21 protein-coding genes and 1 pseudogene are annotated in these 22,373 nt (G+C 65.7%); 17 read left to right on the plus strand and 5 right to left on the minus strand.

The window, feature by feature from the left end:
• The first annotated feature begins 53 nt into the window (after positions 1-53).
• From der to moeB, 4 genes are read left to right on the plus strand one after another with little or no spacing between them, the layout of a single operon-like run.
• Positions 54-1,454 carry a ribosome biogenesis GTPase Der gene (gene der, locus QM741_RS14345; RefSeq protein WP_415208349.1) on the plus strand — a complete coding sequence of 467 codons (1,401 nt, stop codon included), beginning with the start codon at positions 54-56 and terminating at the stop codon, positions 1,452-1,454.
• Complete coding sequence (gene mobA, locus QM741_RS14350; protein ID WP_415208350.1) at positions 1,438-2,034, plus strand: molybdenum cofactor guanylyltransferase MobA; 597 nt, start codon at positions 1,438-1,440, stop codon at positions 2,032-2,034. Before der ends, mobA begins: the two co-directional genes overlap by 17 nt.
• The gene (gene glp, locus QM741_RS14355) at positions 2,024-3,265 is read left to right on the plus strand and encodes a gephyrin-like molybdotransferase Glp (protein ID WP_415208351.1); all 1,242 of its coding nucleotides are present in this window, start codon (positions 2,024-2,026) and stop codon (positions 3,263-3,265) included. Before mobA ends, glp begins: the two co-directional genes overlap by 11 nt.
• A gap of 31 nt (positions 3,266-3,296) precedes the next feature.
• Complete coding sequence (moeB, locus tag QM741_RS14360; protein ID WP_415208352.1) at positions 3,297-4,424, plus strand: molybdopterin-synthase adenylyltransferase MoeB; 1,128 nt, start codon at positions 3,297-3,299, stop codon at positions 4,422-4,424.
• A 17-nt stretch (positions 4,425-4,441) separates the two neighbouring features.
• Here moeB and QM741_RS14365 read toward each other — a convergent pair whose 3' ends face one another.
• Together QM741_RS14365 and QM741_RS14370 are read right to left on the minus strand one after the other, a co-directional pair.
• Positions 4,442-5,023 (minus strand): GNAT family N-acetyltransferase, encoded by a 582-nt coding sequence (locus QM741_RS14365; RefSeq protein ID WP_415208353.1) that lies wholly within the window; start codon positions 5,021-5,023, stop codon positions 4,442-4,444.
• Positions 5,024-5,025: 2 nt separating this feature from the next.
• Positions 5,026-5,325, minus strand: coding sequence for a DUF1244 domain-containing protein (locus QM741_RS14370; protein WP_415208354.1), 300 nt, complete (start codon positions 5,323-5,325; stop codon positions 5,026-5,028).
• Between the two features lie 93 nt (positions 5,326-5,418).
• On the opposite strand from QM741_RS14370, the gene folD reads away from it, so the two are divergent.
• The 5 genes from folD to QM741_RS14395 all read left to right on the plus strand — a co-directional run bounded on the left by folD (position 5,419) and on the right by QM741_RS14395 (position 10,380).
• Positions 5,419-6,279: a bifunctional methylenetetrahydrofolate dehydrogenase/methenyltetrahydrofolate cyclohydrolase FolD gene (gene folD / locus QM741_RS14375; RefSeq protein WP_415208355.1), complete on the plus strand. Its 861-nt coding sequence runs from the start codon at positions 5,419-5,421 to the stop codon at positions 6,277-6,279.
• 86 nt (positions 6,280-6,365) lie between these two features.
• Entirely contained in the window at positions 6,366-7,229 is an 864-nt protein-coding gene (locus tag QM741_RS14380) for a TRAP transporter TatT component family protein (protein WP_415208356.1), read from the plus strand.
• Between the two features lie 115 nt (positions 7,230-7,344).
• Positions 7,345-8,328, plus strand: a complete 984-nt coding sequence (dctP, locus tag QM741_RS14385; RefSeq protein ID WP_415208357.1) for a TRAP transporter substrate-binding protein DctP — start codon at positions 7,345-7,347, stop codon at positions 8,326-8,328.
• 232 nt (positions 8,329-8,560) lie between these two features.
• On the plus strand, positions 8,561-9,106 hold the full coding sequence (locus tag QM741_RS14390; RefSeq protein WP_415208358.1) for a TRAP transporter small permease: 546 nt from the start codon (positions 8,561-8,563) through the stop codon (positions 9,104-9,106).
• Complete coding sequence (locus QM741_RS14395) at positions 9,103-10,380, plus strand: TRAP transporter large permease (protein WP_415208359.1); 1,278 nt, start codon at positions 9,103-9,105, stop codon at positions 10,378-10,380. Before QM741_RS14390 ends, QM741_RS14395 begins: the two co-directional genes overlap by 4 nt.
• A 44-nt stretch (positions 10,381-10,424) precedes the next feature.
• Here QM741_RS14395 and QM741_RS14400 read toward each other — a convergent pair whose 3' ends face one another.
• Positions 10,425-12,230, minus strand: a complete 1,806-nt coding sequence (locus tag QM741_RS14400) for an LTA synthase family protein (RefSeq protein ID WP_415208360.1) — start codon at positions 12,228-12,230, stop codon at positions 10,425-10,427.
• A 171-nt stretch (positions 12,231-12,401) separates the two neighbouring features.
• Between QM741_RS14400 and guaB the strand changes: the two genes are divergently transcribed.
• Together guaB and guaA are read left to right on the plus strand one after the other, a co-directional pair.
• Entirely contained in the window at positions 12,402-13,859 is a 1,458-nt protein-coding gene (gene guaB / locus QM741_RS14405) for an IMP dehydrogenase (protein ID WP_415208361.1), read from the plus strand.
• Between the two features lie 125 nt (positions 13,860-13,984).
• The gene (gene guaA / locus QM741_RS14410) at positions 13,985-15,550 is read left to right on the plus strand and encodes a glutamine-hydrolyzing GMP synthase (RefSeq protein ID WP_415208362.1); all 1,566 of its coding nucleotides are present in this window, start codon (positions 13,985-13,987) and stop codon (positions 15,548-15,550) included.
• A gap of 1,024 nt (positions 15,551-16,574) precedes the next feature.
• On the opposite strand, the pseudogene QM741_RS14415 reads toward guaA, so the two are convergent.
• Both QM741_RS14415 and QM741_RS14420 read right to left on the minus strand, forming a co-directional pair.
• Positions 16,575-16,985, minus strand: a pseudogene (locus QM741_RS14415) (DUF4158 domain-containing protein); the annotation flags it as partial.
• Positions 16,907-17,515, minus strand: coding sequence for a hypothetical protein (locus QM741_RS14420; protein WP_415208363.1), 609 nt, complete (start codon positions 17,513-17,515; stop codon positions 16,907-16,909). The pseudogene QM741_RS14415 and the gene QM741_RS14420, both read right to left, overlap by 79 nt.
• Positions 17,516-17,631: 116 nt before the next feature.
• Between QM741_RS14420 and QM741_RS14425 the strand changes: the two genes are divergently transcribed.
• From QM741_RS14425 to QM741_RS14450, 6 genes are all read left to right on the plus strand, one after another.
• The gene (locus tag QM741_RS14425; RefSeq protein WP_415208364.1) at positions 17,632-17,922 is read left to right on the plus strand and encodes a helix-turn-helix domain-containing protein; all 291 of its coding nucleotides are present in this window, start codon (positions 17,632-17,634) and stop codon (positions 17,920-17,922) included.
• Between the two features lie 128 nt (positions 17,923-18,050).
• Positions 18,051-18,302, plus strand: coding sequence for a hypothetical protein (locus QM741_RS14430; RefSeq protein ID WP_415208365.1), 252 nt, complete (start codon positions 18,051-18,053; stop codon positions 18,300-18,302).
• An 80-nt stretch (positions 18,303-18,382) separates the two neighbouring features.
• Positions 18,383-18,811 (plus strand): hypothetical protein, encoded by a 429-nt coding sequence (locus tag QM741_RS14435; RefSeq protein ID WP_415208366.1) that lies wholly within the window; start codon positions 18,383-18,385, stop codon positions 18,809-18,811.
• A gap of 290 nt (positions 18,812-19,101) precedes the next feature.
• Positions 19,102-19,515 (plus strand): PaaI family thioesterase, encoded by a 414-nt coding sequence (locus QM741_RS14440; RefSeq protein ID WP_415208367.1) that lies wholly within the window; start codon positions 19,102-19,104, stop codon positions 19,513-19,515.
• Positions 19,516-19,829: 314 nt separating this feature from the next.
• Positions 19,830-21,062, plus strand: coding sequence for an NAD(P)/FAD-dependent oxidoreductase (locus QM741_RS14445; protein ID WP_415208368.1), 1,233 nt, complete (start codon positions 19,830-19,832; stop codon positions 21,060-21,062).
• Positions 21,059-22,369 (plus strand): aromatic ring-hydroxylating oxygenase subunit alpha, encoded by a 1,311-nt coding sequence (locus tag QM741_RS14450; protein ID WP_415208369.1) that lies wholly within the window; start codon positions 21,059-21,061, stop codon positions 22,367-22,369. Before QM741_RS14445 ends, QM741_RS14450 begins: the two co-directional genes overlap by 4 nt.
• The last annotated feature ends 4 nt before the right edge of the window (positions 22,370-22,373 follow it).

Below are 22,373 nucleotides of genomic sequence, written 5' to 3' on the forward strand. Positions count from 1 at the left end.
ATCCGCGTAAATCCGCGTAAATCCGCGTCTGAAGCTTTTCGGTTGATGCGCCCATGCTCCCCGTCGTCGCCCTGGTTGGCCGGCCCAACGTCGGCAAATCCACGCTGTTCAATGCGCTCACGCGCACGCGCGACGCGCTAGTGCACGATCTGCCGGGGCTGACGCGCGACCGCCACTACGGCATCTGCCGGCTCGGCGCACGCGAATTCGTCGTCGTCGACACGGGCGGCCTTTCCGGCGAGAACGAGGGCATCGACGCGTTGACCGCGCGCCAGGCGGAACTCGCGATCGACGAAGCCGACGTCGTCGCCCTGGTCGTCGATGCGCGCGACGGCGTGCTGCCGCAGGACCGCAACATCCTCAAGAATCTGCGCAGGTGCGACAAGCCGCTGCTGCTCGTGGTCAACAAGGTCGACGGCGTCGACGAGGGCAACGCGCGCGGCGAATTCGCCTCGTTCGGCTTTGCCGAGCCGGTGCTGACCTCGTCCGCGCACAGTCGCGGCCTCGACGAGTTGCTCGCGCAGATCGAAGCGCGGCTGCCGGCGGTCGATGCCGACGCGCTCGCCGCAGGCGACCCGGCCGACGAAGGCATCCGCGTCGCCGTCGTCGGCCGGCCGAACGTCGGCAAGTCCACGCTGGTCAACCGCCTGCTCGGCGAGGACCGCGTCGTCGTCTCCGACATCGCCGGCACCACGCGCGACTCGATCCGCGTGCCGCTCGAACGCGACGGCAAGAAATATACGCTGATCGACACCGCCGGCGTGCGCCGCCGCGCGCGCGTCGAGGAGGCGGTCGAGAAGTTCTCCGTCATCAAGACGCTGCAGTCGATCGCCGCGGCGAATGTCGTCGTGCTCATGCTCGACGCGAACGAAGGCGTGTCCGAACAGGACGCGACGCTGATCGGCCACGTGCTCGGCGAAGGCCGCGCGCTCGTCGTCGCGGCGAACAAATGGGACGGCCTCTCGACCTACGAGCGCGAGCAGTGCCGCAACTCGCTCGAACGCCGGCTCGACTTCGTGCCGTTCGTCAAGCCGGTCTTCATCTCCGGCCTGCACGGATCGGGACTTGCGGAGCTGATGCGGGCGATCGTGCGCGCGCACCGATCGGCGACGCGCGAATTCGGCTCTTCGGAGCTGACCAAGGCCTTGGAGCAGGCCTACGAAAGCTACCAGCCGCCGCTCGTGCGCGGGCACGCGCCCAAGCTGCGCTTCGCCCATCCGGGCGGGACCAATCCGCCGACGGTCGTCATCCACGGCAGCCGCACGAAGCACATCGCCGAAAGCTACCGGCGCTACCTCGAAAATTTCTTCCGCAAGCGCTTCAGGCTCGAAGGCACGCCGATCCGCATCGCATTCAAGGAAACGGCCAACCCGTTCGCCGGGCGCAAGAACGTGCTGACCGAAAAGCAGGTCAAGAAGCGGCAGCGCTTGATCCGCAATGCCAAGCGCGGCTGACCCGCAAATTTCCGCCGCGATCCTCGCCGGCGGAGAAGGCCGCCGCGTCGGCGGCAACGACAAGGGTTTGCTGCTGCTGCGCGGGAGGCCGCTGGTCGAACGCGTAGCCGCGGCGTTGCGCGGACAGGCCGGCACGATCCTGATCGTCGCGAACCGCCACGCCGACGAGTATGCGCGTTTCGGACGAGTGGTTGCCGACGAAGCCGTGGGATTCCGCGGACCGCTGGCCGGCATCGCCAGTGCCTTGAAGCATTGCCCGACCGCCTGGCTGCTGACCGCGCCGGTCGACGCTCCCGATCCGCCGCGCGACCTTGCGCAGCGCCTGCTCGCTTGCGCCGCAGCGGCCGGCGCGGACGCGGCCGTCGCCCACGACGGCACCCGTCGCCAGCCGCTGTTCGCGCTCTACCGCAGCCGCCTGTGGCAAAGCGCCGCTGCCGCATTGGCCGAAGATCTGCCCGTGTATCGTTGGCAGGAGCGGATCGCTGCGGCAGAGGCGGATTTCTCCGACTGCGCGCACGCCTTCGCCAATCTCAATACACTGCACGAACTGCGCGAATGGGAACGGCACCATGCACGTTGATGCGCCCGCGTTTCCGATGGGCCTGAGCCTTGCCGAGGCGCAGGCGCGCATCGTGCAAATCGCGGCGCAGCAGGCGCTGGAGGGCGAATCGGTCGTACTCGAATCGGCGCTGGGCCGCGTGCTTGCCGAGGACGTCGTCGCGCCGGCGGACGTGCCCGGCTTCGTCAATTCGGCCATGGACGGCTACGCGCTGCGCGCGGCCGATCTCGATGCGAGCGGAGAAACGCGGCTGCGTCTGGCCGGCGCCATCCTGGCCGGAGGCGGCGAGGCGCCGCGCGTCGGGCCGGGCACCTGCGTGCGCGTCACCACCGGCGCGCCGCTGCCGCAGGGTGCCGACACGGTCGTGATGAAGGAGAACACGCGCGTCGACGGCGACGCGATCGTCGTCGAGCTGGGCACGCCGGCGGGAACCCACGTGCGCCCGGCCGGCGAGGACTACCGGGCGGGCGATCATGCGCTCGCTGCCGGCGCGGCGCTGACGCCGGCGCAGCTCGGCGTGCTGGCGTCGTTCGGCCGCACGCGCGTCGGCGTGGCGCGCAGGCCGCGCGCGGTGCTGCTGACCACGGGCGACGAACTCGTGCCGGCCGGACAGCCGCTGGGCTTCGGCCAGATCCACGATTCGAACCGCTATAGCCTCGGCGCGCTGCTCGAGCAGCACGGCGTCGAACTGCTGCGCCACGAGCGCCTGCGCGACGACCCGCCCGCATTGCGCGTAGCGCTCGCGCAAGCGGCCAGCGATGCCGACGTCGTGGTCACGAGCGGCGGCGTTTCGGCCGGCGAAGCGGACCATCTGCCGAACCTGCTCGCCGAAATCGGGCGCGTGCATCTCTGGAAGGTCAGGATCAAGCCGGGCATGCCGTTCCTGTTCGGCGGCATCGGCCGCGCCCTGGTGTTCTCGCTGCCGGGCAATCCGGTATCGGGCGTGGCGACGTTTCTCGCGTTCGTGCGCCCCGCGCTCGATGCGATGACGCGGCGGCGCGCACGGCGCGCGAACCTGCGCGCGCGTCTCGCGCGGGCGGTGAGCAAGACCCACTCGCGCGTCGAGTTCCTGCGCGCCGCGCTGGCTTGCGACGAGTCCGGCACGCTGCATGCGACGCCGTTGCCGAAGCAGGGCTCGGGACAGCTGCGCGGCGTCGCCGAGGCCGATGCGCTGATCGTGCTGCCCGAAGCGGCGCAGGAGTACGCGGCCGGCAGCGTGGTCGAGGTACTGCCGCTGCCGGGCTGGGCTTGAACGGCGCAGGCGCGAGGCGCATATCCCGAGCATGAGCGGTCAGATCGACGAAATCGGCCCGAGCGATGCGCTGTCGCGGCAGGCGCGCGGCGCCTTGTTGATCGACGTGCGCGAGGACGACGAGCGCGCGGGCGGCGCGCCGGCGGGAGCGGTCGGCGTGCCGCTCGGCGAAATTGGCGGACGCATCGCCACGATCGAGGCGCGTCGCGAGCGCGAGATCCTGACGATCTGCGCGAGCGGCAGGCGCTCGCTGCGCGCTGCGCAGGCGCTGCGCGATCTCGGCTACACGAATCTCGCCTCGGTCGCCGGCGGCTTCGTGCGCTGGAACGCGGAAGGCCTGCCGCTGGCCGACGGCGGCCTCGGCGCCGATGCCCTCGAGCGCTATTCGCGCCACTTGCTGTTGCCGGAAGTCGGCGCAAAGGGGCAGGGCAGGCTGGCGCGCACGCGCATCGCGCTGATCGGCGCGGGCGGCCTCGGCTCGCCCGCGGCGTTCTACCTCGCCGCGGCCGGCGTCGGCCGTCTGACCCTGATCGACGACGACGTGGTCGACAAGTCGAACCTGCAGCGCCAGATCCTGCATACCGACGCGCGCGTCGGCATGGCGAAGGTCGAATCGGCGCGCATCGCGGTCATGGCGCTGAATCCGCGAGTCGAACTGCGTACGCAGCGTGCCCGGCTTGCCGCGGCGAACGTCGAAGAACTGATTGCCGACCACGACGTCGTCGTCGACGGAGCCGACAATTTCCCGACGCGCTACCTGCTCAGCGCGGCGTGCCGGCGGCTGCGGATTCCGCTCGTGTACGGCGCGGTGCATCGCTTCACCGGCCAGGTCAGCGTGTTCGATGCGCGCAATGCGGCTTCGCCGTGCTATCGCTGCCTGTTTCCCGAACCGCTCGCCGCGCAGGATGCGCCGAACTGCGCCGAGGCCGGCGTGCTCGGCGTGCTGCCGGGCACGATCGGCCTGCTGCAGGCCACCGAGGCGATCAAGCTCGTGCTCGGCATCGGCGTGCCGCTGGTCGGACGCCTGCTGTGCTACGACGCGCTCGCGGCGACGTTCCGTGAACTGCGCCTGCCGCGCGACCCGCAGTGCCCGGGCTGCGGCGACCACGCCGTCTTCGGCGGCTACGAGGACATCGCGCGGATCTGCGCTTCGGCGTAGCGCGCCGATCCGATCGGTCAGGCGGTGGCGCGCCGCGCCGCCGGCGCGCTAATCGTATAGACCGCGGCGTCGATCGACTTGCCGTGGTAGGTCAACCGGCCGCTGGCCAGGCCCTGGAAGCGCGCGCCGGTCTTCTCGGCGACGCGCCGGCTCGGCCGGTTCGCCGCACCGCAGACGACCTCGATCTGGGTGAGCTTGAGCACCTCGAACGCATAGCCGACCGCGAGCCGCGCCGCCTGCGTGCCGACGCCGCGGCCCTGGTACGACTGGCGGATCCAGTAGCCGAGGTTGGCCGAAAGCTTTTCATGGTCGATGCGCGAAAGCCCCACGCCGCCGAGATAGTCGCCGCTGGTCGCGTCCGAGACGGCGAACACGAAGCTGTCGCCCTTGTCCCAGCTTTCATGGGCATGGGTTATCCAGGCCTCCGCCTCGGCCGTACCGTAGCCCTTATTGCACCAGTCCAGCCAGGCGCCGACCGTAGGAACCGACTCCTGCACGGCCTCGACGATGCCGGCGACGTCGCCGGGCTCGTATTTGCGGATGGAGAGGCCGTTGCTCTCGCGTTCGGTCGGCAACATCCCCGTATCGATGTCGTGCATGTTCAGTGTCCCCCTTGTTGCGCTCGCTCGAAAGCCGCGATCTGCTCGGCGCTGGCCGGTTTCTGGTGCTTGGCCTTCCATTGCTCGAACGGCTGGCCGTAGATGCGTTCGCGCGCCGCTTCCTTGCCCATCTCGATGCCTTGCGCCGCCGCCGCTTCGCGATACCAGTCGGCGAGGCAATTGCGGCAGAAGCCCGCGAGCGTCATCAGATCGATGTTCTGCACGTCGGGGCGCTGTTCGACGAGATGGCGCAGCAGGCGGCGAAAGGTGGCGGCTTCGATTTCTGTTTCCGTTGCAGGCATGGCGGGTTCCGAATTTCCCGGAATAGTAGCGCGATTTGAGCCGCGCTCGGACATGCTGGGATAATACAAACTTTCCATGGAACGAAAGCTGGCATGAGCGCAAAGATTCTCGACGGCAAACGCATCGCCGACCGGCTGCTCGACGATCTGCGCGCCGAGGTCGGCCAGCGCCGCGTGCAGGGCCTGAGCGTGCCGGGCATCGCCGTCGTCCTCGTCGGCGACGATGCGGCGTCGAGCGTCTACGTGCGCAACAAGCGCCGTGCCTGCAAACATGCCGGCTTCCATTCGCGCGATTTCGACCTGCCGGCGGCGACGACCCAGACCGAGCTCGTCGCGCTGATCGATGCCTTGAATGCCGACCCGCAGGTGCACGGCATCCTCGTGCAGCTTCCGTTGCCGGCGCAGATCGACGCCAACGTCATCGTCGACCGTATCGACCCGCGCAAGGACGTCGACGGATTCCACCCGGAGAACATCGGCCGGCTCGCGCTGCGCCAGCGCGGGCTGCGTCCGTGCACCTCGAAGGGCGTAATGACCCTGCTCGCCAACACCGACCGGCCGGTGCGCGGGCAGAACGCGGTCGTGGTCGGCGTGTCCAACCACGTTGGCCGGCCGCTCGCGCTCGAGCTGCTGCTCGCCGGATGCACGACGACGACCTGCCACAAGTTCACGCGCGACCTGCCGGCGGTGGTCGCCGCGGCCGACATCGTCGCCGTCGCGGTCGGTCGGCCCGGGCTCGTCAAGGGCGAATGGATCAAGCCCGGCGCGATCGTGATCGACGTCGGCATCAACCGGCTCGAGGACGGCCGTCTCGTCGGCGACGTCGAATTCGCCGCCGCCGCCGAGCGCGCCTCGTGGATCACGCCGGTGCCCGGCGGAGTCGGGCCGATGACGGTGGCGACGCTGATGCAGAATACGCTCGAAGCCGCGTGCGCGGCCGACGCGGGCAACTGAATAGCGCCTGACGCGGACGGCCTCGCGCGAGTCTTCGGATGAGCCGCTGCGTTAAAATTCCCGCCACTCTTTTCGTTCCGCACCGCATGCGCAATCTCTTCCCACGCCTTCGTTTCGCGTCGCTGTTGTGCGCCTGCCTGACTGCCGCCTGCGGCAGCGTAGTGCAGAAGGCGACCCGGGAATTCGGCGACTCGCTGACCCTGGCGGTGCTCGACCAGGACGATCCCGGGATCGTGCGCGACGGTCTGCCGGCCTACCTGCTGCTGATCGACAGCCGCATCGAGGCCAATCCCGCCGATGCCGCCTCGTTGCTCGCCGGCGCGAAGCTCTACGGTGCCTACGCCGGCGCGTTCGTCGACGACACCGAGCGCGCGCAGAAACTCGCCGGCCGCGCCTACGCCTACGCGCGCCGCGCGCTGTGCCTGAGCGAAAAGCCGCTGTGCGATGCGCTCGACGCACCCTACGAGAAATTCGACGCGGCGCTGAAGCAGGCCGACGCGAAGGACATCGCGACGCTGTACGGTTTCGCCGCGGCCTGGGCCGGACGCATCCAGGTCAACGCGGGCGACTGGAACGCGATCGCCGATTTGCCCAAGCTGCAGGCGTTGCTCCTGCGCTGCGACGCGATCGATGCGCATTACGACGACGGCGGTGCGGCGCTTTACCTCGGCGTCGTCAATTCGATCCGGCCGGCCTCGCTCGGCGGCAAGCCGGAGGAGGGCAGGAAGTGGTTCGAGCGCGCGCTTGAACTGTCGGGCGGCAAGAACCAGATGGTGCGCGTGCTGTACGCGCAGTTCTACGCGCGGCTCGTCTTCGACCAGGCCTTGCACGACAAATTGCTCAACGAGGTATTCGCCGCCGATCCGATCGCGCCGCGGCTGACGCTGATCAACACGTTGGCGAAGAAGAAGGCGAAAGTATTGTTGGCGTCGGGCAAAGATTTCTTTTGATCGTCATCCCAGCGCAAGCTGGGATCCAGCTCTCGATCTGCGTCAATTCCAAAAAGCTGGATTCCAGCTTGCGCTGGAACGACGAACTGGAGTGAATTTCTGGAGAAGTATGCAAATGAAAAAAATAATCTTGGCGTCGGTTCTTTCTCTTGCGTGCGCGGCCGCGAACGCCGCGACGATCAAGATCGCCACGATCGCGCCCGACGGTACCGCATGGATGAAGGAAATGCGCGCCGCCGCCGAGGCGGTGAAGACGAAGACCTCCGACCGCGTCGAGATCAAGTTCTATCCGGGCGGGGTGATGGGCGACAACGCCACCGTGCTGCGCAAAATCAAGATCGGCCAGTTGCAGGGCGCCGCGTTCACCGGCGGCGAGGCGGCCTCGATCACGCCCGATGCCAACGTCTACAGCCAGCCTTTCCAGTTCCGCAGCGAAGACGAAGTCGACAAGGTGCGCGCTAAGGTCGATCCGCTGCTGAAGGCCGGTTTCGAGAAGGCCGGCTTCGTCGTGCCGGGCATTGCCGGCGGCGGCTTCGCCTACCTGTTCAGCGTCAACGACATCCATGACAAAGAAACGCTCAAGGCGGCGAAGGTATGGGTGCCGCAGGGCGACCACGTCTCCGAGATCGCGTTAAAGGCCGCCGGGGTCACGCCGATTCCGCTGCCGATCGCCGACGTCTACACCAGCCTGCAAACCGGCTTGATCGATGCCGCCGCGAGCACGACGGCCGGCGCGATCGCGCTCCAGTGGCACACCAAGGTCAAGCATATGTTCGACCTGCCGCTGATGTACGTGGTGGGCTTCCTCGCGATCGACAAGAAGAACTTCGACGCGATCGGTGCGGACGACCGGAAGATCGTCGACGACGAAATCGGCGCCGCGTTCGCGCGCATCGAAAAGGGCACGCGCGCGGACAATCAGCAGGCGCGCGCGGCGCTGCAGAGCCAGGGCGTGGCGATCACTCCGCAGAATGCCGACGAGCGCAAGACCTGGGACGCGATCGGCGCCGACGCGCGCAAGAACCTGACCGGCGCCGGCGGCATTTCGCCCGAGCTCGCCGCGACCGTGAACAAGGCGCTCGACGAAGCGAGGAAGTGACGATTCGGCCCAAGGGCGCGTAGCGCGATTGGCAAGCCGAATCGTCACCCCGGCAGGGAATGCCGGGGTCCAGACTTCAGGGACGACAAAGTAGTCGGTACTTCGGCATCCAGGCAGCCTGGATTTACGCGCGGCTTCTACTGCGCCCCCTTCGGACCAGTTGCTCCGCAACTGTTCGTTCCGGCATCCTGCTTGCACAGTCGGCAATCCCTGCCGGAACGACGAGCAGAGAATGGCATTCACCAAAACCCTGAACTGGCTCCACCGCCTCGAAAACGCCGTCCTCACCGTTCTCGTGCTGGTCCTCGTCGCGCTGGCCGGCGCGCAGATCTTCATGCGCAACGCGTTCGGCGGCGGCCTCTCCTGGGCCGATCCGTTCCTGCGCACGCTGGTCGTGTGGACGGCGATGCTCGGTGCGCTCGCCGCGGTGCGCGAGGACAAGCACATCGCCGTCGACGTGCTGCAGCGGTTTCTGCCGCCCGGCGCGCAGCGCGCGGCGCGCGTGCTGACGCTGCTGTTCGCTGCCGGCATCTGCGCCGCGCTGGCATGCTACGGCTGGGGGCTCGTAAGCGTCGATCTCGACGGCGGCGCCAGGTCGGACTTCGGCCTGCCGAACTGGCTGCTCGAAAGCATCCTGCCGATCGGCTTCGGTTTGATGGCGGTGCGCTTCGTGCTGCGTGCGTTCGCGGCACCGACTCATGTGCCTGGATTGTCCGCGCCCGAACTGCTCCACGACGCCGGCCGCGCGCATGCGGGCGACGAAGGGCAGGCGCGATGATCTGGTTGCTCGCCGGGGTCCTGGTCATCCTCGCCGCGCTCGGCGCGCCGCTGTTCGCGCTGATCGCGGCGATCGCGCTGCTCGGCTTCTCCGCGTCCGGGCAGCCGGGCACGGCGGTCGCGATCGAGTTCTATCGCCTCGCCGACATGCCGGCGCTGATCGCGATCCCGCTGTTCACCCTGGCCGGCTACCTGCTCGCCGAAAGCCAGGCGCCGCGCCGGCTCGTACGTCTGTCGAATGCGCTGGTCGGCTGGCTGCCGGGCGGACTTGCGATCGTCTCGATCTGTGCCTGCGCATTCTTCACCGCGTTCACCGGAGCGACCGGCGTCACCCTCGTCGCGCTGGGCGCCGTGCTCTATCCGGCGTTGCGCCAGGCGCAATACGGCGAACGCTTTTCGCTCGGCCTTTTGACCGCCTCGGGCAGCCTCGGCCTGCTGCTCGTGCCGTCGATGCCGCTGATCCTCTACGGCGTCGTCGCCCAGCAGTTCCACACGACGCCGCCCGTGGCGATCGATGCGCTGTTCAAGGCCGGCCTGCTGCCGACCCTGCTGATGATCGCGGTGTTGGCGATCTACAGCGCCTGGCAGGCGCGCGACCTGCCGCGTCCGCCGAAACCGCCGAAGGGCGAGTTGCGGGCGGCGGTCAAGGACGCGGGCTGGGAATTGCCGCTGCCCGTACTTGTGCTCGCCGGCGTGTTCTCGGGCAAGCTCGCGCCGTCCGAGGCCGCCGCGGCGACGGCGCTGTACGTGCTGATCGTGACCGTGCTGATCCGGCGCGAGATCAAACTGGCCGAACTGCCGCGCGTGATCCGTGAAGCGATGCTGCTGGTCGGCGCGATCCTCGTCGTGCTCGGTTTCTCGCTCGCGCTGACCAACTGGTTGATCGATGCCGACGTGCCCGAACAGCTGTTCGCATGGCTGCAAGCCGGCATCGCGAGCAAGCTCGGCTTCCTGCTCGTGCTCAACGCGTTCCTGCTCGTGTTCGGCATGCTGCTCGAAGGGTTCCCGGCGATCATCATCCTCGTGCCGCTGGTGCTGCCGATCGCGATCCATTACGGCGTCGATCCGGTGCATCTCGGCATCGTCTTCCTCGCCAACCTGCAGATCGGCATCTTCCTGCCGCCGGCCGGCATGAACATCTTCATCGCCGCCGCGCGATTCAACCGACCGGCGACGTCGGTCATCCGCGCCTGCCTGCCGTTCTACGCGCTGCTGATGCTGTGCGTGCTGATCGTCACGTATTGGCCAGCGCTGTCGTTGGCTCTGGTGCGCTGACGGGCTCGTCGTTGCGGCGGTTCCCGCCGGAACGACGGCTTTGCCTATTTCGTCGTCGGCGCAGCTGGCTGCGCCGGCTTCGGCGCCCTCGCGTTGATCATCAGGTCGAGGAAGTTCTCGTCCGCGCTGCCGCGGCCGATACGGTCGAGGGCGATGCCGTCCATGATCTGCTTCCAGTTGTCCGGTTTCGGCCCGATCCAGTCCGACTGGTCGCCGGCCAATACGAGCTCCGCCTGCTTGCCGTCGAAGTAGATGTCGATCTGGTTGCGGCGGTCGCCGCGCGCGTGGGCGACGTACTGTGCCGGCTGCGGCGGCTGGCTCAGGAACGTGCCCTGATCGATCTTGCGGCAGGCGCGGTCGCCGAGCAGTTCGGCGATCGACGGGACGATGTCGGCCTGCTGGAACTTGCCGGCGACCGCGCCCTTGGCGACCGGCAGTTGCGTGGCGACGACGAACGGCGTGCGCGCGAGCGCGCTGTCGCCGAAGCGCGCAAGCTCGGTCGCGGACAGCGGCGTCATGCTGCGATGGTCGCCGGAAATCATCAGCACGCCGTTGCGGAAGAAGTCGCGCTTGGCGAGCTCGTCGTAGAGCATGCCGATCTGCTTGTCGGCGTAGCGGAACGCGCCGGTCTCGTCGAGGCTCTCGTTCTCGGGATTGACGAACGGCGGATGCGTCGACACGGTGAGGATGAAGGCCAGCCATGGGGTGGCGTCCTGGTGCGTATCGAGCCACTGCAGGAAGCGCTGGTACAGCGCCTTGTCCTCGGCGGCATTGAAATGGCGGCGCTTCCAGCCGATGTAGAACGGCTGCTCGGCGCCTTCCCACGAATCGAAGCCGAGCCCCTTGAGCCATGTCGATTTGTCGAGAAAGCCGAGGTCGCCCGTGGTGAAGAAATGCGTCGTGTAGCCGTGCGCGCGCACGATGTCGGGCAGGGCGCCCTGCGGACTCTCGAATCCGGCGAACGCTTCGGCGCTCTGGTAGCGGCCCAGGGTCGGAACCGGCGGCTTGCCGGTGATCATCGCGATGAGCCCGCTGTCGGTGGTGAAGCCGTTGGCGATGAAGTCGGGGAACCAGGTGTTCTGCTGCGCGATCGCATCAAGACGAGGAGTATCGTCGTTGACGCCGCCGAACAACTTGCTGTGGTACATCGACAGCGATTCGACGGCGATGACGATGACGTTCGGACGCAAGCCGCGGCCCGCCACGCAGACCGGCGCGGGCGGCGCGTATTCCTTGCGCAGCGCGTCGGCATAGGCCGTGCTGTAGTGGCGATCGACGCTGTCGGCGAGGTTCGCGGCGATGAAGTTCTGCAGCAGCGGGTAGTTGATGTACTTCATCGTCATCGGGCTCCACAACCCGACGAGGAAGCAGGCGCCCGCGGCAACGAGGCAGGCGAGGGCGAGGCGCGGCCGCCGCGGCCGCGGCAGCAGGGCGAGCACGAGCACGGCGATGCCCGCCGCCGCGCCGACGAGCATGAGCTTGCCCGTACTCGAAGCGAGCAATACGTTGCCGAAGCGGCCGATCGCATCGAGTTCCTTGCCGAACTTGACGACGTCGAGCCAGTACAGGTGCTGCACCAGTGTCTTGAGCAGGACCGCGTCGAGCGCGTAGGCGAGCAGCAGCAGCGCGCTGAGCAGCAGCCACGGCAGTTGCAGCCAGTAGCGTGCGGTCAGCAGCGACAGGCCGGTGAACGCGAGCAGCAGGGCGAGAAGGCTCGCGTCCTGCTGGATCGCGGTCGCGCCCATGCACCATGGGCAGTCGGTCAGCCCGGTGGCGATGCCGACCAGCGCGAAGCCGCGCAAAACGGAAACCATCAGCAGGAGGACGACGAGTAGCGCCGCGCCGATCAAGCCTCGGCGTCGCGATCGTTTCGGGTCCGTGGAACGGAACGCGGAAATTCTGGGCATCGGAATGCAATGGAAACGGGCAGGGCGCGTGCCGCAGCGAACCAATCCGCATGCGCCGGCGCGGGCAAATCCGTATAATAGCGGGTTTACCGGCCTGGGCTTTCCCCCGCACCCATGCGCATCCTGACCGAAGCTCTCACCTTCGACGACGTCTCGCTCGTTCCCGCCTACTCGAACGTATTGCCGCGCGACGTTTCCCTGGCCACGCGCCTGACGAGAAACATCCAGCTCAACATCCCGATCCTCTCGGCCGCGATGGATACCGTGACCGAGGCGAGGCTCGCGATCACGATGGCGCAATGCGGCGGGATCGGCATCATCCACAAGAACATGCCGATCGAGCAGCAGGCCGCCGAAGTGCGCCTCGTCAAGAAGTTCGAGGCCGGCGTGATCCGCGACCCGATCACGGTGACGCCGACCACGTCGATCCGCGACGTGCTCAAGCTCGTGCGCGCGAACAACATCTCGGGGGTGCCTGTGGTCGACGGCGACAAGCTCGTCGGCATCGTCACGAGCCGCGACCTGCGTTTCGAGAAGGAACTCGACGACCCGGTCAGGAACATCATGACCAAGCAGGATAGGCTCGTCACCGTGCAGGAAGGCGCGAGCGAGGACGAAGTGCTGCGCCTGCTGCACAAGCACCGCATCGAGAAGGTGCTCGTCGTCAACGGCGGCTTCGAACTGCGCGGCCTGATCACGGTCAAGGACATCCAGAAGGCGCACGACAACCCGAACGCGGCCAAGGACCAGCACGAGCGCCTGCGCGTCGGCGCGGCGGTCGGCACCGGCGGCGACACCGAGGAGCGCGTCGGCGCGCTGGTCGACGCGGGCGTCGACGTCGTCATCGTCGATACCGCGCACGGTCATTCGCAGGGTGTGCTCGACCGCGTGCGCTGGGTGAAGAAGAACTTCCCGCAGATGCAGGTGATCGGCGGCAATATCGTCACCGGGGATGCGGCCAAGGCCTTGGTCGACGCGGGCGCGGACGCGGTCAAGGTCGGCGTCGGCCCCGGTTCGATCTGCACGACGCGCATCGTCGCCGGCGTCGGCGTGCCGCAGATCTCCGCGGTGTCGATGGTCGCCGCGGCGATCCGCGACAGCGGCGCCTGCCTGATCGCCGACGGCGGCATCCGCTATTCGGGCGACATCGCCAAGGCGCTGACCGCCGGCGCGAACTGCGTGATGATCGGCGGCATGTTCGCCGGGACCGAGGAAGCGCCCGGAGAGGTCGAGCTTTATCAAGGACGTAGCTACAAGTCTTATCGTGGAATGGGATCTCTCGGCGCGATGCAGAAAGGCTCCAAGGATCGTTACTTCCAGGACGAGGCCGACCCCGACAAGCTCGTGCCCGAAGGCATCGAAGGCCGCGTGCCGTATCGCGGGCCGCTGCGTTCGATCATCCATCAGTTGGCCGGCGGCCTGCGCTCGGCGATGGGCTACGTCGGCTGCGCGACGATCGACGAGATGCGCGCCAAGCCGCAGTTCGTGCGCATCACGAGCGCGGGCGTGCGCGAGTCGCACGTGCATGACGTAGCGATCACCAAGGAAGCGCCGAACTATCGGATGGATTGATTTTTCCTTCTCCCTCGGGAAGGTGCCCCGCAGGGGCGGATGAGGGTTCGACCCTCTAAAGAGAGGCTCGCTGAAACCGGACCTTCACCCCCGGCCCCTCTCCCGGCGGGAGAGGGGAGCGAAGCATGACCAACATCCACACCGACAAAATCCTCATCCTCGATTTCGGCGCGCAGTACACGCAGTTGATCGCGCGACGCATCCGCGAGATCGGCGTCTATTGCGAGATTTGGGCCTGGGACCACGATCCGGCTGAGATCGCCGGGTTCGGCGCCAAGGGCATCATCCTCTCCGGCGGCCCGGAATCGACCACGCTGGAAGGCGCGCCGAAGGCGCCGCAGCAGGTGTTCGACGCAAATCTGCCGATCCTCGGCATCTGCTACGGCATGCAGACATTGGCCGCGCAACTCGGTGGCGCGACCGAAGCGGCCGATGCGCGCGAATTCGGCCATGCGCAGGTCGACGTGATCGCCAAGGACGCACTGCTCGACGGCCTCAGCGATCATGCCGGCATAGCCAAACTCGACGTCTGGATGAGCCACGGCGACCACGTCGCCAAGGCGCCGCCGGGCTTCACGGTCACGGCGGTGACCGACCGCATCCCGGTCGCGGCGATGGCGAACGAGGACAAGCGCTGGTACGGCGTGCAGTTCCACCCCGAAGTCACGCACACGAAGCAGGGCAGTGCGCTGCTGCGCCGTTTCGTCGTCGATATCTGCGGCTGCGCGACGCTGTGGACGGCCGCGAACATCATCGACGATCAGATCGCCCGCGTATGCGCGCAGGTCGGCAGCGACGAAGTGATTCTCGGATTGTCCGGCGGTGTCGATTCCTCGGTCGTCGCGGCCTTGCTGCATCGTGCGATCGGCAAGCAGCTCACCTGCGTCTTCGTCGACACCGGCCTGCTGCGCTGGCAGGAAGGCGATCAGGTCATGGCGATGTTCGCGCTGAACATGGGCGTGAAGGTCGTGCGAGTGAACGCGGCCGATCGCTATTTCACGGCGCTGGAAGGCATAGTCGACCCGGAAGCCAAGCGCAAGATCATCGGCAACCTGTTCGTCGAAATTTTCGACGAGGAATCGGCCAAGCTGAAAAACGCGAAGTGGCTGGCGCAAGGCACCATCTACCCCGACGTGATCGAAAGCGCCGGCAGCAAGACCGGCAAAGCGCATGTCATCAAGAGCCACCACAACGTCGGCGGTCTGCCCGAGGACATGAAGCTCGGCCTCGTCGAACCGCTGCGCGAACTGTTCAAGGACGAAGTGCGCCGCCTCGGCGTGGAACTCGGCTTGCAGCGCGAGATGGTTCATCGCCACCCGTTCCCCGGCCCGGGCCTCGGCGTGCGCATGCTCGGCGAGGTGAAGCGCGAGTACGTCGAGCTGCTGCAGCGTGCCGACGCGATCTTCATCGAGGAACTGCGCCGCGCCGACCTCTACGACAAGGTCAGCCAGGCGTTCGCCGTGTTCCTGCCGGTCAAATCGGTCGGCGTGGTCGGCGACGCGCGCGCCTACGAATGGGTCGTCGCACTGCGCGCGGTCGAGACGATCGACTTCATGACCGCGCATTGGGCGCACTTGCCTTACGGCTTTCTCGACAAGATTTCACATAGAATTATCAATGAATTACGAGGTATTTCTCGCGTTGTTTACGACATCAGCGGCAAGCCGCCGGCAACGATCGAGTGGGAGTGAATTGACGTCCTTCGAGGACTATCGCCCGCCATCGAAAAACTGACGTAACGTGTTGATTTATAAATAAATACGTCACAGCAGCTATCGGTGGCTATCGCCGGCCAGCAGAAAAAGTTGACGGTAGAGCTGACGGTAAAAATCGAGGTCGGATTAAGACACTCTCGTTCACTATTCAGACTTTTACCGTCTTTGACGGTAAAAGCCTTCTCGGGAATGCTTGTTTTATGCGGCTTTCCGGGCATCAGCAGGTCTCCAGGTCCTTGACGGTAAAACCTGACGGTAAATCCGTCAGAAGCCGGAGGAAACCTCGATGCTGACCGACGCAGCACTACGAAATCTGAAGCCTAAGTCCACGATTTATAAGGCTTCTGACCGGGATGGAATGTACGTGACGGTATCGCCTGGCGGCACTGTCACCCGATACGTCGGTATCGACGAAGAGATTTAGCACGTTGCCCGCCGCATGCAAATTGCGCGCACCTTCGGCGAGCGCTTTCTTCATGGCCTCTTCGCTCGCGGCCTTCGCCTGACGCTTGTAGGATTCCACACGCGCGACGAACGCGTCGACGAGTTGGTCGTTGATCTGACGATATCGATGGAACGCAAAGCACAGCAGGTAGAGCTGCGCTTCGGATCGAGGCATCCGCGACAGCTTATCCGTTTTGTAGTAGCGAACGAGGCTCGCATAGAACTTGCCGTTGTCCGCGGAGACGCCGGCCTTCTTGAGATAGCCCACCGCAAAATCGTGCAACGGACCAAATATCTTGCGCCGCTCAACTTCTTCTTTGAGCGCCTTGTGGCTGAAGTCCTTCAAATCGCGGCGAAGCCGCGTGATGCGATGCATCGCCCCCTCTTTCGTGAGCAGGTCGTTGAGCCTTTCACGTACGCGGACCGCCAGGGGATTCTTCGAGTCGCTCAGCATCTCGTTGAGGAGCGTCGCCAACCGGTCGCCTTCGCGCGACATCGCCTCGCCGACGACGTCCTGAATGACGGAATACGGTGCGCGCACGATGCGTTTGCGGTCCAGCAATTGCACCGCCTCACGGAACAGGTAGCGCGACTGCGCCGAGCGCGTGGCCAACTCGCGCAGACGCTCAAGCAGCATCTCGCGCGAGCCGGCCCATCGGCGGTAGCCCATGAGCTCCAGGATTTCGTTTTCGATCGACAGCAAGGTCGGGCGCGTCGGCGACCCGAGAAGGCGATCGCGAACGCCCGGGAAGTAGCGCGCGACGACATAGCGCAAATCCTCCTGAACCGCCTCGGCGGTCACGTCGAAAAATTGGTGTTTGAAGCGAAAGTAGCCGAGGAGCAGCACAAAATACGCCCCACCGACGCCACGGCGCGCGTTCGCGGCATTCAGTTCGTGGGTGTTGAGCTCAAAGTAGAGATCGCGGTCTTTGTCCGTGAAGGTCCCCGTTGGTGGATACTGGCCAATGACCGCATGGCCAGCTGAATCAGACGCATCACTTGTGCGATGCTGAAAATCCCGAGGGCTTCTTGGAAGTTGGCCGTCGCGGCTTCGGCCCATTTCGGGTTGTATCCGGATTGCGCAAGCACCCAGCTTCCATACTGCACGACTTCGGCCAGAGCCAATTCTTCCAAGACGCTGATCAGCACTTTGAGAACGTCGTCGGATGGTTCGATGCCGCTCAGCAGCGCATTGGCCAGGGTGTTTCGTTCGCGGCAGTCTCCGGGGGACCAACAGATTCGCCAAGCCAGGGTCTGCGGCCCCATCTCGATCCAGTCCTTGGCGGTAAGCCAGTCGTCCGCATTCGCACGCGACAACTCGGGCTCGATTGCGCCAAGCGCCTGCAACGAGTAGAGGATTCGCTGCGAGAAGCTCCCATGGGGCGAGAGAGGTTCCTTGAGGGATTGGAGTGGCAGCAGCCGGGTGAGGGAGCTGTCCGCTCCTGCGCGGACTGCGGCGGCAAAATACAACGTAGCTGTCAGATCGTTCGAATCCACCGTCCACCTTCGAGAGCCGAATCCTGCTGAGCGCAAGTCCATGAAAATGAACACTATAGATTGTAGTCCTATAGGGTTCAATCCGCTTTCATCCGCGAATTCCCGAGAGTTCACGGATGCCAAGCAAACGATCCCTCCCCGCAGCGCTCAAGATGGCCCGTAAGGCGCGCGGCCTGAGCCAGGAGGCGTTTTCCGACGTATCCAGCCGCACGTATCTGAGCACGCTGGAACGCGGCATGAAAAGCCCCACACTCAGCAAACTCGCGGCCATCAGCCAGGTTCTCTCGATTCACCCGCTGACGCTGTTGATGCTGTCTTACACCGGTGGGCAGCCTGCGGAGGTCGAGAGCCTCATCGCCCGAATTCGACGCGAAATCACGACGCTGTCGCACACCTCGTCAAGCTGACGAGTTCACACATCGCACATCGGCTGCATCGCTCAAAATGGCTTCGCGCAACTTGCCCGGCGCGCAGGTTGGGTCTACCTTGCATCCGGCAACCCTGCCGTGATCTGTGAACAGCCGGCCGATCCACGATGAGTGACCTTGTTGAAGAATTTGAATCGCGCTTGACCGACCGATACGGCGAATTCGTCCCACCTTCGGCGCTGTGGAAGGAGTTGGGTTTCGCAACACCGGCGTCGTTTCGAAAGGCCTTATCTCAAGAGCGCATCGAGGTTGAGGTGTTCGATATCTCGGGACGCCGGGGATCTTTCGCGCGGGCACTGGATGTTGCGCGATGGCAGGCTATCGTCTACTCCGGCCGTCGGCGCAATGCGAAACAGTAGAGTCGGCGCGGCTACCGAAACGGTGTTGCCGAGAACTGTGCAGCCATTGTCCCGAAAATGGATGAAGCGAGGAACACAACGTGCCAGGTAAATCTAAGGAAACGAAATCACGTTCCGGAAGTAGAGCGTCCGAAATACACGATCTTGTGGAGGAGCTTCGTCCCGAGTTCGATGCGCTCCTGGCGCGTATGAGAATGCCTCAAGCAAGACGTGCAGGTGAGTGGCTATTTGCAGCAACGGGAGAAGAGATCGGTGCAATGGCGGGGGAGTATGCGCGGGAAACCATGAGCAAGAAATCTGACAAAGGCGCCTTGCGCGGGACGAACGACAGCGAGCCTGGAACGATGGGTGAGTTGCTAAACAGCCTGCCCAAGGTTCCGAAATTGGAGCGTCCGCTGCGTATCACCCAAGAACGCGGTCCAAATGTAGCTAGGCTCGGGTTGCCTACGTCGAAGGTGAAAACCAAGTCGCGCCGGAACGGCAGACGGAAAGCGCAGAAGGGCGCCTGAAGTCGAATGGAAGTGGTCGTTGCATTTTCGGCCCGTAAAGCTTCCATTTGAACGCGCCCAACGCGTCTCGTGCGCAACCGCGGACTATATGGCTCGACGGCTTATGCGACCGAACGATTAGGGCGCGTTATCGTCGGTATTCAGCCGCACCGCCGCGCTCGCCAAGACGCGCTCCGCAAATCTTCTCTCTGGCTGACGCGCGGAGCCGGATGGCCGCATTCGTCGGGGCAGGTCGTATATCATGTTGACCATATATGACAATGACCAGTGCGAATGAGGCGACGACCGCGATGAACGAACCGAAAAATGTGCCTGAAGGATTTGAGCCGTTCGATCAGGGAACGGGGTTCGGCGCGGGGTTTGGCCCCGTTTACGTCGATCAAGCGAACTGCCGCCTTGGGTTCTTCGTCACTGCGCTGCACCTCAACCCCTTCGGCGCCTGCCATGGTGGCGCAATGGCCACGTTTGCCGACATGCAGGTGGTAGCGATCAAGGGCCGGAACAGGGGAGGGCGCGTCCACTCGCCGACGATCAGCCTGTCGATCGACTACCTTGCGCCGGTGCTCGCGGGGAACTGGGTCCAGGCCGAAGTCATGCTCGCGAAGACCACCTCGACGATGCTGTTCACGCAAGCGCTGATCAGCGCCGACGGTTCGCTCGTGGCGCGCAGTTCGGCGATCTATCGGTACTACCCGCGCGGGTGATGCCGGTCTCGCTGTCGCCACATCGCGCGCGCCGCTTTTTCTCACGCACGCGGCCTGCGCCATTGCGCCCTGCATGATGCCGCGGCGGCCGGATTCCGCGAGGGTCGTCGCGCGTTCGTTTGTGCGTCGCACAAACGATACCCGGCTGCAATGATTGACGCGGAACGGCGCAGTGCTCCATCATTGAAAAACAAACCGACCAGACGGTCTATAAATTGAGGACGCGATGTTCCGGCATGCCGATGCGAAATGGCTGCAAGAGAAGCGGTTGCGGGAATCGCCCCGCCCGCGGGGTCGCGCGCGTGGCTGAGCCGGTGCGAAGCGTCGTCGTTGTCGGCGCGGGCCAGGCCGGCGCCACCGCCGCGCTCGAATTGCGCCGCGCGGGCTTCGACGGTGAGGTCGCGCTGCTCGGCGAAGAACCGCACTTGCCCTACGAGCGGCCGCAGCTTTCCAAGGACCTGCTTCGTCGCGACGCGCCGCAGATCAAGAGCCTGCGCGATGCGCGCGCGTATGACGAAGCGGGCGTGAAACTGCGGCTCGACAGCCGCGTGGCGCGCGTCGATGCGGCGAATCGTTGCGTCGAACTGGACGACGGAGACCGCCTGCCGTTCGACCGGCTGCTGATCGCCAGCGGCGTGCGACCGCGTCGCCTGCCCCAGCTCGATGGCGACCCGCGAGTCTGTTACCTGCGGCGGTTCGAGGACGCCGCGCGGCTGCGCGCGGAACTGGATTCGGCGTCGTCCATCGTCATCGTCGGCGGCGGAGTGATCGGACTCGAAGTCGCCTCGGAGGCGGCATCGCGCGGGATTCGCGTCACCGTCGTCGAATCCGCCGAACGCCTGATGGCGCGCAGCGTGGACCCGATCCTTTCGGCGTTCCTGGATCGGCGCCATCGCATGAGCGGCGTCGAATTCCGCTATGCAGTTCAACCGCGCGGCTGGACGCTCGATGGCCGGCTCGAACTGTCCGACGGAACTTCGTTGGCCGCGGACGTCGTCCTCGTCGGCATCGGAGTGTTGCCCAACGTCGAACCGTTTGCGGAGTTGAACATCGCCGACGCATTCGGCGTGCGCGTCGACGAATTTGGCCGCACGGCGATCGATTCGATCTACGCCACGGGCGATGTCGCCTCTCAGCCGAGTGTGCGCGGTTTTTCGCGCATCGAGACGTGGGCGAATGCGCAGGACCATGCCATCGCGACGGCGCGCAACCTCATCGGCGAGGCCAAGGCGTATTCGAGCCCGACTTGGTTCTGGTCCGATCAGGGAAAAACGAATTTGCAGATCCTCGGCGACGCGCGGGGCGGCGAACCTGTCGCGCGCGGCGACGCGAACGGCAGCGCTTTCAGCCTGTTCTGGCTCGATCGGGATGGGCGCATCGCGGCAGCGGCCAGCGTGAATTCGCCGAAGGACATGGCGATGGCGCGTCGCTGGCTGGGCCAGCGCGTCGAACTCGATCCGCAACGGTTGGCGAATCCATCCGTCCCGCTGCGGGATTGTCTCGCGGCATCGAAGGACGGGAACGAATACCGGAGGAACATGGCATGACCGATGAACTCAAGCTGGTGCTGGTCGACAAGGAGCAGAACCGCTTCCGCGTCGCGCGCGAAGCCTTCGTCCGGCCAGACGTGCTCGGCGCCGAATACGAACGCATCTTCGACAAGTGCTGGCTCTACGTCGCGCACGAGTCCGAGTTCAGGAAGGCCGGCGACTTCGTCGCGCGCACCATCGCGCGGCGCAACCTGCTCGTGACGAAGGACACGACCGGCGAGCTGCGTGCGTTCTTCAACACCTGCCCGCACCGCGGCGCCACGGTGTGCCGCGAGAGCGCCGGCAACTCGAAGAACTTCCAGTGCTTCTACCACGGCTGGGTGTTTGGCTGCGACGGCCGCCTGAAGAGCCAACCGGGCAAGGAAAGCTACGGCGAGCACTTCAACGACCACGGTGAGGGCAACCTCGTGCCGGTGCCGCGCTTCGCCTCGTATGCCGGGTTCTGCTTCGTCAGCTACGACCGCGACATCGTGTCGTTGGAAGAATATCTCGCCGGCGCGAAGGAGTATCTCGACCTCGTCGCGAACTACTCCGAAAGCGGCATGTCGATTTCGAGCGGCAAGCAGGAATACGCGATCCGCGCGAACTGGAAGCTGCTCGTCGAGAACAGCATCGACGGCTACCACGCCGTCAGCACGCACGCGAGTTATCTGGACTATCTCAAGAACACCAACGGCAGCCTGTCGAGCGTGAAGCTCGAAGGCAAGAGCCGCGACCTCGGCAACGGCCACGCCGTGCTCGAATATCGCGCGCCGTGGGGCCGGCCGATCGCCTCGTGGATTCCACTGTGGGGCGAGCAGGGCAAGGCCGAGATCGAGCAGATCTACAACCGCCTCGTCGAGCGCCACGGCAAGGGCATGGCCGAGCGCATGGCGCACAGCAACCGCAACATGCTGATCTATCCCAACCTCGTCATCAACGACATCATGGCGATCACCGTGCGCACGTTCCATCCGGTCGCGCCGGACTACATGCTCGTGAACGGCTGGTCGCTCGCGCCGAACGAGGAATCCGAATGGGCGCGCAAATACCGCCTCAGCAACTTCCTGGAGTTTCTCGGCCCCGGCGGGTTTGCAACGCCGGACGACGTGGAGGCGCTCGAGTCCTGCCAGAACGGCTTCAGCAACTACAAGGCCGTGCCGTACAGCGACATCTCCAAGGGCATGGGCAACCCTGCGCCGAACTACGACGACGAGTTGCAAATGCGCGCGTTCTGGACGCGCTGGAACGAGCAGATCACGGGCGGCGCCCCGGAGCCTGCGGTGCGCGGCGTGCCGTCGCCCGCGTCGCGCGCCGCCGCGTAGTCGA

The organism is Rudaea sp., from assembly GCF_047601565.1.
Classification (GTDB): Bacteria; Pseudomonadota; Gammaproteobacteria; order Xanthomonadales; family Rhodanobacteraceae; genus Rudaea.

Bases quoted from the DNA above. Each gene is read 5' to 3' on its own strand.
- der (WP_415208349.1), top strand. From the start codon at position 54: ATGCTCCCCGTCGTCGCCCTGGTTGGCCGGCCCAACGTCGGCAAATCC.
- mobA (WP_415208350.1), top strand. From the start codon at position 1,438: ATGCCAAGCGCGGCTGACCCGCAAATTTCCGCCGCGATCCTCGCCGGC.
- glp (WP_415208351.1), top strand. From the start codon at position 2,024: ATGCACGTTGATGCGCCCGCGTTTCCGATGGGCCTGAGCCTTGCCGAG.
- moeB (WP_415208352.1), top strand. From the start codon at position 3,297: ATGAGCGGTCAGATCGACGAAATCGGCCCGAGCGATGCGCTGTCGCGG.
- QM741_RS14365 (WP_415208353.1), bottom strand. From the start codon at position 5,023: ATGCACGACATCGATACGGGGATGTTGCCGACCGAACGCGAGAGCAAC.
- QM741_RS14370 (WP_415208354.1), bottom strand. From the start codon at position 5,325: ATGCCTGCAACGGAAACAGAAATCGAAGCCGCCACCTTTCGCCGCCTG.
- folD (WP_415208355.1), top strand. From the start codon at position 5,419: ATGAGCGCAAAGATTCTCGACGGCAAACGCATCGCCGACCGGCTGCTC.
- QM741_RS14380 (WP_415208356.1), top strand. From the start codon at position 6,366: ATGCGCAATCTCTTCCCACGCCTTCGTTTCGCGTCGCTGTTGTGCGCC.
- dctP (WP_415208357.1), top strand. From the start codon at position 7,345: ATGAAAAAAATAATCTTGGCGTCGGTTCTTTCTCTTGCGTGCGCGGCC.
- QM741_RS14390 (WP_415208358.1), top strand. From the start codon at position 8,561: ATGGCATTCACCAAAACCCTGAACTGGCTCCACCGCCTCGAAAACGCC.
- QM741_RS14395 (WP_415208359.1), top strand. From the start codon at position 9,103: ATGATCTGGTTGCTCGCCGGGGTCCTGGTCATCCTCGCCGCGCTCGGC.
- guaB (WP_415208361.1), top strand. From the start codon at position 12,402: ATGCGCATCCTGACCGAAGCTCTCACCTTCGACGACGTCTCGCTCGTT.
- guaA (WP_415208362.1), top strand. From the start codon at position 13,985: ATGACCAACATCCACACCGACAAAATCCTCATCCTCGATTTCGGCGCG.
- QM741_RS14425 (WP_415208364.1), top strand. From the start codon at position 17,632: ATGCCAAGCAAACGATCCCTCCCCGCAGCGCTCAAGATGGCCCGTAAG.
- QM741_RS14430 (WP_415208365.1), top strand. From the start codon at position 18,051: ATGAGTGACCTTGTTGAAGAATTTGAATCGCGCTTGACCGACCGATAC.
- QM741_RS14440 (WP_415208367.1), top strand. From the start codon at position 19,102: ATGAACGAACCGAAAAATGTGCCTGAAGGATTTGAGCCGTTCGATCAG.
- QM741_RS14450 (WP_415208369.1), top strand. From the start codon at position 21,059: ATGACCGATGAACTCAAGCTGGTGCTGGTCGACAAGGAGCAGAACCGC.